The following is a 10316-nucleotide window of genomic DNA, read 5'->3' as shown; positions in this document are numbered from 1 at the left end:
AGTGTCGGTCCGGAAAGAAGTTGCGTAATCTGAGTCGGTTATGATTCCCTGGCTTTGAGATGATTCTTTTCGGGCAAGGCAGCGATGTGGACGACAGCGAACCGTGGAAAATACAAGCGCGATGGATTGCGCTATCCGAGTGATCTGACGGATGCGGAATGGGCTCTGGTGGAGCCGTTGATCCCTCCAGCCAAGCGTGGCGGGCGCCGACGTGAGGTCAATGTTCGCGAGGTCGTCAACGGCCTGCTGTATGTGCTGAGCACGGGCTGCCAGTGGCGCGCCGTTCCGAAAGACCTGCCGGCCAAGAGCACGTTGTTCGACTATTTCGACCTTTGGAACTGGGACGGCACACTCGGCCGTCTTCACGATGAACTCTATGTGAAATGCCGCGAGGCGATGGATCGTGAGGCCAGTCCCACCGCCTGCATCATCGATAGCCAGAGCGTTAAAAGCGCCGAAAAAGGGGGATCTGCATCGACCCGAGCGGGTATGATGCGGGCAAGAAGATCAAGGGCAAGAAGCGCCACATCCTCGTCGATACGGTAGGGCTGCTGCTTCATGCCCTGGTTCACCCGGCCGACATCCAGGATCGTGACGGTGGCGTGCTGGTCTTGAAGACGCTGTTTGGGAGGTACCCGTTCCTGAAAAGGCTGTTCGCCGATGGCGGCTATCAGGGACCTGTCTTTGCCAAGGGGCAGAAGAAGGCCATGCCGGGCCTTGCGACCGAAATCGTCAAGCGCTCCGATACTGCCAAAGGCTTCGAGGTCTTGCCGAGACGTTGGGTGGTTGAGAGGACCTTCGCGTGGCTGGGACGTTGCCGCAGGCTGGCCAAGGACTTCGAAAACATGTCACGCAACGCACTCGCCTTCCTCAAATTGGCATCCATTCGCCTCATGCTGAGAAGGCTCTGTTCAAACTGAATAACTTTCCGGACCGACTCTAAGTACTCGTGCATGACCGATAGCGAACAAGTACCGTGAGGGAAAGGTGAAAAGCACCCCGACAAGGGGAGTGAAATAGAACCTGAAACCGGTTGCCTACAAGCAGTCGGAGGCCGCAAGGCTGACGGCGTACCTTTTGTATAATGGGTCAACGACTTAGTGTGTCGAGCAAGCTTAAGCCGGTAGGTGTAGGCGCAGCGAAAGCGAGTCTGAACAGGGCGTTCAGTTCGACGCATTAGACCCGAAACCGAGTGATCTAGCCATGAGCAGGTTGAAGGTTGGGTAACACCAACTGGAGGACCGAACCCGCATCTGTTGCAATAGATTGGGATGACTTGTGGCTAGGGGTGAAAGGCCAATCAAACTCGGAGATAGCTGGTTCTCCGCGAAATCTATTTAGGTAGAGCGTCGACCGAATACCTCAGGGGGTAGAGCACTGGATGGGCTATGGGGACTCACCGTCTTACTGATCCTAACCAAACTCCGAATACCTGAGAGTACTAGTCGGCAGACACACGGCGGGTGCTAACGTCCGTCGTGAAAAGGGCAACAACCCTGACCTCCAGCTAAGGTCCCCAAGTCATGGCTAAGTGGGAAAGGATGTGAGACTCCCAAAACAACCAGGATGTTGGCTTAGAAGCAGCCATCATTTAAAGAAAGCGTAACAGCTCACTGGTCTAATTAAGGGGTTTTGCGCCGAAAATGTAACGGGGCTAAAGCCATGCACCGAAGCTGAGGATTGGACTTAAAGTCCAGTGGTAGCGGAGCGTTCCGTAAGCCTGCGAAGGAGGACCCGTGAGGGCCTCTGGAGGTATCGGAAGTGCGAATGTTGACATGAGTAACGATAAAGGGAGTGAGAGACTCCCTCGCCGAAAGACCAAGGGTTCCTGCTTAAAGTTAATCTGAGCAGGGTTAGCCGGCCCCTAAGACGAGGCGGACACGCGTAGTCGATGGGAACCACGTTAATATTCGTGGGCCTGGTGGTAGTGACGGATTGCGTAACTTGTACATTCTTATTGGATTGGGTGTGCAGGGAAGCGGTTCCAGGAAATAGCTCCACCGTATAGACCGTACCCGAAACCGACACAGGTGGTCAGGTAGAGAATACCAAGGCGCTTGAGAGAACTCTGCTGAAGGAACTCGGCAAATTGCACGCGTAACTTCGGAAGAAGCGTGACCCCATGGCACGCAAGTGTTGTGGGGTGGCACAGACCAGGGGGTAGCGACTGTTTATCAAAAACACAGGGCTCTGCGAAGTCGCAAGACGACGTATAGGGTCTGACGCCTGCCCGGTGCTGGAAGGTTAAGAGGAGAGGTGCAAGCTTTGAATCGAAGCCCCAGTAAACGGCGGCCGTAACTATAACGGTCCTAAGGTAGCGAAATTCCTTGTCGGGTAAGTTCCGACCTGCACGAATGGCGTAACGACTTCCCCGCTGTCTCCAGCAGAGACTCAGTGAAATTGAATTCCCCGTGAAGATGCGGGGTTCCTGCGGTTAGACGGAAAGACCCCGTGCACCTTTACTATAGCTTTACACTGGCATTCGTGTCGGCATGTGTAGGATAGGTGGTAGGCTTTGAAGCAGGGACGCCAGTTTCTGTGGAGCCATCCTTGAAATACCACCCTTATCGTCATGGATGTCTAACCGCGGTCCGTTATCCGGATCCGGGACCGTGTATGGTGGGTAGTTTGACTGGGGCGGTCGCCTCCGAAAGAGTAACGGAGGCGCGCGATGGTGGGCTCAGACCGGTCGGAAATCGGTCGTCGAGTGCAATGGCATAAGCCCGCCTGACTGCGAGACTGACAAGTCGAGCAGAGACGAAAGTCGGTCATAGTGATCCGGTGGTCCCGCGTGGAAGGGCCATCGCTCAACGGATAAAAGGTACGCCGGGGATAACAGGCTGATGACCCCCAAGAGTCCATATCGACGGGGTTGTTTGGCACCTCGATGTCGGCTCATCGCATCCTGGGGCTGGAGCAGGTCCCAAGGGTTTGGCTGTTCGCCAATTAAAGCGGTACGTGAGCTGGGTTCAGAACGTCGTGAGACAGTTCGGTCCCTATCTGCCGTGGGTGTAGGAATATTGACAGGATCTGTCCCTAGTACGAGAGGACCGGGATGGACATATCTCTGGTGGACCTGTTGTCCTGCCAAGGGCATAGCAGGGTAGCTATATATGGAATGGATAACCGCTGAAGGCATCTAAGCGGGAAACCAACCTGAAAACGAGTATTCCCTTGAGAGCCGTGGAAGACGACCACGTTGATAGGCCGGGTGTGGAAGCGCAGCAATGTGTGAAGCTTACCGGTACTAATAGCTCGATTGGCTTGATCGTTCTCATTGTTCATGCTCATCGGCGCAGCATAGCTGCACTGATGATGCTGATCTTCTGTCCTGACGCGCCAAAGCGCTCCGGACGGGCCGCGCCATCAGGCGCGACGGCCTCTGGCCTTGCGGAGATTCGCTCCGAAACGCCAGGCCAAAGATCAAAGACGTGTTCACAAAATTAAGACAAACGAAGGCTCGAGCCTTCTACCAGCTTCTCAAAAGATTGCCCTTAGCCGACCTGGTGGTCATGGCGGGGTGGCTGCACCCGTTCCCATTCCGAACACGGCCGTGAAACGCCCCAGCGCCAATGGTACTTCGTCTCAAGACGCGGGAGAGTAGGTCGCTGCCAGGTCTGCTAAAGGCAATCAAATCTTCTCATAACAAGCCTCGGCCCAAGCCGAAATCGGGCCGCCCTCAAAGCGGCCCTTTTGCAATGCATAAACAATAACGCGGGGTGGAGCAGCCCGGTAGCTCGTCAGGCTCATAACCTGAAGGCCGCAGGTTCAAATCCTGCCCCCGCAACCAAGTTTCTTAAAGACTATCAAGACTTTAATCGGCCTCCTTCGGGAGGCTGAAGTCGTTTTTGGACCTAGCACACAGTCAGCACAAACACACCCCACCCGTTTGACGGGAGGCTTGATGGTGTGATTCCCTCTTCCCATATCGAGCAATAAGCGAAATGGGAGGGCAGTATGCCAAGCCATGAAATCCTCGGAGGATTGGTGCAGATTTACCGGCGCGGGGCCGCGTCTGGCATTGCTCTACGTCCATAAAGGGCCGTCAGTATCGTGTGAGCACCAAGGAAACCGGCTTGGAGCAGGCCAAGGCTTTTGCAGAAGACTGGCTTCTCGGTTTGCGCGGGAAATCGGCGGCGGGTATTTTGAAGACCGAAACCACCTTCGCGGAAGCCGCCAAGAAGTTCGAGCAGGAATATGCGGCCATCACCGAGGGGGAGCGCAGCCCCAAATGGGTGGAGGGTCACAGCATCCGCCTGCGGCTCCATCTGGTGCCGTTCTTCGGCAAGATGGGCGTCTCGGAAATCAATGCCGGTACAGTTCAGGATTATCGCGTGCAGCGCATTGCCACGTCCACGACGGGGAGGGCACCGGCACGCAGCACCTTGCATGACGAGGTGGGCACGCTCCGGCAGGTCCTGAAAACCGCCATTCGCCATAAATGGCTCCAGCATCTTCCCGACCTGTCGCCGCCGTATAAGACGCAGGGGAAGATTGTTCACCGGCCATGGTTCAGCCCCGCCGAGTACAAGCAAGCTTGACCTGCCACTGAAGTTTCATCCGGCTGCGATTAGAGCGTCGGCGTTTTTTTGATAAGCCAAATGGCGGGGTGGGAGCAACCGGCGGAAACGCGGAGCTTCCACATTGCGTAGCGTTGGAGCCGGTTGCGGCGATGATCCCGGCATAGTCCGCTGGGGTCTGGTATCCGAGCGATGAGTGCGGCCGGAAATTGTTGTAGTCGCCGGCCCATTCCGCAATGGCGCTGCGAGCATGATCGAGACCGAAGAACAGGCTCTCGTTGAGCAGCTCGTCGCGCATGCGGCCGTTGAAGCTCTCGACATAGCCATTTTGCATCGGTCTTCCCGGCGCGATGTAGTGCCACTCGACCTTGTGATCCTTCGACCAAGCAAGGATGGCATTCGAGGTCAGTTCGGTCCCGTAGCACCTACGGAAGGAAGAACTGGAGCCACCGAGGGAACGGTGCGCGCAGCTTTTTTGCTGCAAGCGCGCATCGTTCGAGGTGGCCGTGGCCAGTCGAAGTACCTCTAGAATGTGAGTGTTCACAACTCATTCCGGAGAGACCGACCATGACCAGTCAGAATTCTATACCTGCCGATGCTGTGTTGGTAGCCATCGACATCGCCAAGGTTCGCAATGAAGTGTTGATCGAAGCACCCGGCCATAAACGCCGCCGTCGGTTATCTGTTCTCAATACGCGTGCAGAACATGACCATCTGATCGCGATTTTGCAATCATATGACCGACCGGTGGTCTGCGCCTTTGAGGCAACGGGTAACTATCATCGTCCGATCGCCTGGCGGTTGGTGGAAGCCGGCTTCGAAACGCGGTTAGTGTCGTCGCTAGCGCTTGCCCGCACGCGAGAAGCCTTGCACAACAGTTGGGACAAAAACGATCCCAAGGATGCCCAGGTGATCCTACACATGTTGAGGATCCACTCGACTCAGGTCTATCATGATCCCTTGCGTGCTGGCATCAACGACGTTCAAGAATTGTCGAAGACACACGAAGCCATTGCTAACGCCAAGACCGAGATCCAACATCGCATCCTGACGCATTACCTGCCGCTGTATTTTCCAGAGATCGAGCGTTTCCGGGGTAACAGTCGGAGCGACTGGTTCTTCGCGTTCCTCGACGCCTTCCCCACACCATCGAGCATCACGACACTGACGAAGGAGAAGTTCGTCGAAGCGGCATGGGATGTTGTCGGCAGGAAAGTGAGCAAGTCACAGATTTTAATGGATATTTATGAGACTGCCCGCACCTCGATTGGCTTGCCATTGCCGCTGGATGCGCCTGCAATTCGCATGTTTCGGATGGTTGTCGCCGAAGCCCGCAGCCTGATCCGCCAACGCAACGAGATCGAAGCACAGGCCGATGATTTGCTGCGAAACAGCCGTGATTATCAGATCCTGCGGCAGATTCCTGGGATCGGTCCGATCAACGCGCTAACGATCATTGCGGAGGCTGGGGACCTGCGCCGCTTTCATCATCACCGTCAGTTTCTCAAATTCTGCGGGCTGGATCTGTCGACACAGCAATCGGGCCAGTATCGCGGCCAAACCCGACTTTCCAAATTCGGCAACGCGCGGCTGCGACGAACCCTGTGGATTGCTGGGCAAGTTGCCATCCGCCAGCGTGAGAACGGCTTCCGACATAAATTCGAACGCTACATCGCGAGAGATCGTGACAATCCCGATCTCCGCCGCAAGGCAATGACCGCTATTACCGCCAAGATGGCGCGTGTCGTACACGCCGTCGTCAAAAGCGGTTCAGATTACCGGCCCTTCGTTGAAGGGCGGGTACCAGGTGGAAGAACCTCTGTCAGTTAGAGCCGTGAGGGCATCCTTCGAATGACCCTGTAGACAATGCTTGGGTCTTCCACCTGGAACAGAAGCTCGTGTTAAGGACGGTGAGGGCCAAAATGATGGACCCTGTGTTTGCTATGGACGAGACCTTTTCCCTTGCCAGTGGAAGCCGCCTGGTTCGACGATGTGACTTGACGAGCGTCATGCAGCGTGAGCATGCTGACGGACAGAGAAACTTTGCCTGCCAAGCCCATTTTCTTCCGCACTTAGGACGTTGTCTGAAACAATCATGCCGGGCTTGCCCCTTCGCTCGACAAGCGTCGTCAGTTCCCTCGCGACACGGCGACCAGAGATAGATGTGTCCGGGATCGCCGCCAGGCATTCGCGTGTGACATCGTCGACCACATTGAGGATGCGAAAGCGTTTGCCGCAGGCGAACTGATCGTGGACGAAATCCAGCGACCAGCGAGCATTCGCTTTTGCTTCGACGAGGATCGGCGCACGCGTGCCAACAGCACGACGCCTGGCTTTGCGTTTGCGCACGCAGAGACCTTCCTCGCGATAGAGCCGATAGATGCGATTGACACCGGACGGTTCCCCATCGCGCCGAAGCAGAATGAACAGCCGTCGGTAGCCAAACCGCCGTCGCTCATTGGCCAGATCGCGTAGCTTCGCTCGCAACTCGACCTCCGGCGGTCGAGAGGATCGATAACGGATCGTCTTTCGGTCGGCACATACAATCTGGCAGGCCCGCCGTTCCGAAAGCCCCATCGTGACCTTCAGATGCGCGACAGCGTCACGCTTGGCGGCAGGCCCTACCATTTTTTTGAGAGAAGTTCGCGGAGTGCGGCTGTATCCAGCATCTGTTCGGCGAGCAGCTTCTTCAGCTTGGCGTTCTCATCCTCCAGCGCCTTCAGGCGCTTGGCCTCAGATACCTCCATGCCGCCGTATTTAGCTTTCCAGTTATAAAAGGTCGCTTCGGAAATCCCGTGCCTACGGCAAAGATCGCCCGCTTTCGCTCCGGCCTCCTGCTCCTTCAGCACCGCAATGATCTGCTCTTCCGTAAATCGCTGCTTCTTCATAAGTCCGTCCTCAATGGGCCGGACTCTAATCCATTCTGGAGGAAGTTCTCAGTGGCAGGTCAATGGCGTTCGAGGTCAGCTCCGTTCCGTAGCACCTACGGAAGGAAGAACTGGAGCCACCGAGGGAACGGTGCGCGCAGCTTTTTTGCTGCAAGCGCGCATCGTTCGAGGTGGCCGTGGCCAGTCGAAGTACCTCTAGAATGTGAGTGTTCACAACTCATTCCGGAGAGACCGACCATGACCAGTCAGAATTCTATACCTGCCGATGCTGTGTTGGTAGCCATCGACATCGCCAAGGTTCGCAATGAAGTGTTGATCGAAGCACCCGGCCATAAACGCCGCCGTCGGTTATCTGTTCTCAATACGCGTGCAGAACATGACCATCTGATCGCGATTTTGCAATCATATGACCGACCGGTGGTCTGCGCCTTTGAGGCAACGGGTAACTATCATCGTCCGATCGCCTGGCGGTTGGTGGAAGCCGGCTTCGAAACGCGGTTAGTGTCGTCGCTAGCGCTTGCCCGCACGCGAGAAGCCTTGCACAACAGTTGGGACAAAAACGATCCCAAGGATGCCCAGGTGATCCTACACATGTTGAGGATCCACTCGACTCAGGTCTATCATGATCCCTTGCGTGCTGGCATCAACGACGTTCAAGAATTGTCGAAGACACACGAAGCCATTGCTAACGCCAAGACCGAGATCCAACATCGCATCCTGACGCATTACCTGCCGCTGTATTTTCCAGAGATCGAGCGTTTCCGGGGTAACAGTCGGAGCGACTGGTTCTTCGCGTTCCTCGACGCCTTCCCCACACCATCGAGCATCACGACACTGACGAAGGAGAAGTTCGTCGAAGCGGCATGGGATGTTGTCGGCAGGAAAGTGAGCAAGTCACAGATTTTAATGGATATTTATGAGACTGCCCGCACCTCGATTGGCTTGCCATTGCCGCTGGATGCGCCTGCAATTCGCATGTTTCGGATGGTTGTCGCCGAAGCCCGCAGCCTGATCCGCCAACGCAACGAGATCGAAGCACAGGCCGATGATTTGCTGCGAAACAGCCGTGATTATCAGATCCTGCGGCAGATTCCTGGGATCGGTCCGATCAACGCGCTAACGATCATTGCGGAGGCTGGGGACCTGCGCCGCTTTCATCATCACCGTCAGTTTCTCAAATTCTGCGGGCTGGATCTGTCGACACAGCAATCGGGCCAGTATCGCGGCCAAACCCGACTTTCCAAATTCGGCAACGCGCGGCTGCGACGAACCCTGTGGATTGCTGGGCAAGTTGCCATCCGCCAGCGTGAGAACGGCTTCCGACATAAATTCGAACGCTACATCGCGAGAGATCGTGACAATCCCGATCTCCGCCGCAAGGCAATGACCGCTATTACCGCCAAGATGGCGCGTGTCGTACACGCCGTCGTCAAAAGCGGTTCAGATTACCGGCCCTTCGTTGAAGGGCGGGTACCAGGTGGAAGAACCTCTGTCAGTTAGAGCCGTGAGGGCATCCTTCGAATGACCCTGTAGACAATGCTTGGGTCTTCCACCTGGAACAGAAGCTCGTGTTAAGGACGGTGAGGGCCAAAATGATGGACCCTGTGTTTGCTATGGACGAGACCTTTTCCCTTGCCAGTGGAAGCCGCCTGGTTCGACGATGTGACTTGACGAGCGTCATGCAGCGTGAGCATGCTGACGGACAGAGAAACTTTGCCTGCCAAGCCCATTTTCTTCCGCACTTAGGACGTTGTCCGAGACGATCATGCAGGGGTAACCGGTTGTGAGCGCGATGCGATCCAGTTCCCGGCCGACACGCTCGCCGGATAGCGAGTTGTCGACCACGGTGGCAAGGCACTCGCGGCTGAATTCGTCGAGGACATACAGGATACGGAAGCGCCTGCCGTCGACCAGCGCAACCGAGACGAAGTCCATGCTCCAGCGCTGGTTCGGGCCCTGCGGGATTGCCATCGGCGCTCGTGTTCCCAGGGCTCGTTTGCGGCCACGCGCTTGCGCCCTGTTAAGGGTCAATATTCGGCGCCGGTTGACACTCAGGACTTTCCCGAAACTGGGGCGAAGTTGGATCTCATGCCGGTTGTCGCCATCTCTTTGCATTTGGCTCTGCACATTGTATAAAATGTGCACCTGCGTGAAGCAGGAATGCCGCGTGGCGACTGTTAGCAAGAGCTTGAAGCACAAGACGATGTCGACCGCAGCTGCCGAGGAAATCCGAAGCCGGATCCTTGAGGGCGTTTTTCCGCCGGGGCGTCAGTTGCGTCAGGAGGAATTGGCGCAGGAATTCGGAATCAGTCGCATACCCATCCGCGAGGCCCTGCTCTTGCTCGAAAGCGAGGGGATCGTGCGCATCCAGCCCCATCGCGGCGCCGTGGTCGTAGAGCTAAGTGCAGAGGAGGTCGAAGAACTCTTCAACATGCGCATCCTTTTCGAGCCGTTTTTACTCGAAAGGTCGGCGCCGCATCTCGCACCCGCGGATTTCGAGAAGCTAGATAAAATCCTTGACCGTTACGAAACGTCGATCGATAAGCTGGATATCGACCGCTGGAACGATCTGAACTCCGAATTCCACATGCTGCTTTATACCCATGCGCGGAGCCCACGTATAACCAGTACAGTCCAGAACCTCCTCGGCGAATGCGACCGGCACACGCGAATTCAGCTCTCCAACATTACTGGCGATCGGGCGCGGGCCGTCCGCGAACACAAGGAACTCGTAAGGCTCTGCCGGGAACGGCGTTTTGCAGAGGCGGCCGATTTCATGCGCATGCATATCGATCGTATCCGGGTTGGCCTAATGGCGCTTCTCCATCTCGACCAGACTGACGCAACAGAAGCAACTGTGGGTGAACAGTAAAAGGGGCCGACGTCGCAGGCGGCGTCGGCCGGTTTT

The 10316-nt window shown here is 56.3% G+C and carries 3 protein-coding genes, 1 tRNA gene, 2 rRNA genes and 6 pseudogenes; 9 read left to right on the top strand and 3 right to left on the bottom strand.

Annotated elements, in window-relative coordinates; all coding sequences use genetic code 11:
* Positions 1-84 precede the first annotated feature (84 nt).
* The 6 genes and pseudogenes from ShzoTeo12_RS27460 (at position 85) to ShzoTeo12_RS27440 (ending at position 4541) form a co-directional block, all read left to right on the top strand.
* The gene (locus ShzoTeo12_RS27460; RefSeq protein ID WP_318914426.1) at positions 85-546 is read left to right on the top strand and encodes an IS5 family transposase; all 462 of its coding nucleotides are present in this window, start codon (positions 85-87) and stop codon (positions 544-546) included.
* Positions 468-839 (top strand): annotated as a pseudogene (locus tag ShzoTeo12_RS28355) (transposase); the annotation flags it as partial. The gene ShzoTeo12_RS27460 and the pseudogene ShzoTeo12_RS28355, both read left to right, overlap by 79 nt.
* Positions 840-841: 2 nt before the next feature.
* Positions 842-3272: ribosomal RNA gene (locus ShzoTeo12_RS27455) — 23S ribosomal RNA — on the top strand.
* A gap of 230 nt (positions 3273-3502) precedes the next feature.
* Positions 3503-3617: ribosomal RNA gene (gene rrf, locus ShzoTeo12_RS27450) — 5S ribosomal RNA — on the top strand.
* Positions 3618-3713: 96 nt separating this feature from the next.
* Positions 3714-3790, top strand: a tRNA-Met gene (locus tag ShzoTeo12_RS27445).
* Positions 3791-4076: 286 nt separating this feature from the next.
* Positions 4077-4541 (top strand): hypothetical protein, encoded by a 465-nt coding sequence (locus tag ShzoTeo12_RS27440; RefSeq protein WP_210255084.1) that lies wholly within the window; start codon positions 4077-4079, stop codon positions 4539-4541.
* A 15-nt stretch (positions 4542-4556) separates the two neighbouring features.
* Here ShzoTeo12_RS27440 and ShzoTeo12_RS27435 read toward each other — a convergent pair.
* Positions 4557-4938: pseudogene (locus ShzoTeo12_RS27435) on the bottom strand (integrase core domain-containing protein); the annotation flags it as partial.
* 149 nt (positions 4939-5087) lie between these two features.
* On the opposite strand from ShzoTeo12_RS27435, the pseudogene ShzoTeo12_RS27430 reads away from it, so the two are divergent.
* A pseudogene (locus tag ShzoTeo12_RS27430) lies at positions 5088-6375 on the top strand (IS110 family transposase).
* A gap of 197 nt (positions 6376-6572) precedes the next feature.
* Here the strand turns inward: ShzoTeo12_RS27430 and ShzoTeo12_RS27425 are convergent.
* Positions 6573-7408, bottom strand: a pseudogene (locus ShzoTeo12_RS27425) (IS3 family transposase); the annotation flags it as partial.
* 237 nt (positions 7409-7645) lie between these two features.
* On the opposite strand from ShzoTeo12_RS27425, the pseudogene ShzoTeo12_RS27420 reads away from it, so the two are divergent.
* A pseudogene (locus ShzoTeo12_RS27420) lies at positions 7646-8933 on the top strand (IS110 family transposase).
* Between the two features lie 224 nt (positions 8934-9157).
* Here the strand turns inward: ShzoTeo12_RS27420 and ShzoTeo12_RS27415 are convergent.
* Positions 9158-9415, bottom strand: a pseudogene (locus tag ShzoTeo12_RS27415) (DDE-type integrase/transposase/recombinase); the annotation flags it as partial.
* A gap of 160 nt (positions 9416-9575) precedes the next feature.
* On the opposite strand from ShzoTeo12_RS27415, the gene ShzoTeo12_RS27410 reads away from it, so the two are divergent.
* Positions 9576-10280, top strand: coding sequence for a GntR family transcriptional regulator (locus tag ShzoTeo12_RS27410; protein ID WP_130521224.1), 705 nt, complete (start codon positions 9576-9578; stop codon positions 10278-10280).
* Positions 10281-10316: the final 36 nt, after the last annotated feature.

Origin of the sequence: Shinella zoogloeoides (assembly GCF_033705735.1) — a bacterium.
GTDB classification, from domain to species: domain Bacteria; phylum Pseudomonadota; class Alphaproteobacteria; order Rhizobiales; family Rhizobiaceae; genus Shinella; species Shinella zoogloeoides_A.
The sequence above is the reverse complement of the archived record's forward strand: the minus strand, read 5'-3'. Positions and strand labels throughout refer to the sequence as shown.

Coding starts and splice junctions, on each gene's coding strand:
- ShzoTeo12_RS27460 (WP_318914426.1), top strand. CDS start 85: ATGTGGACGACAGCGAACCGTGGAAAATACAAGCGCGATGGATTGCGC.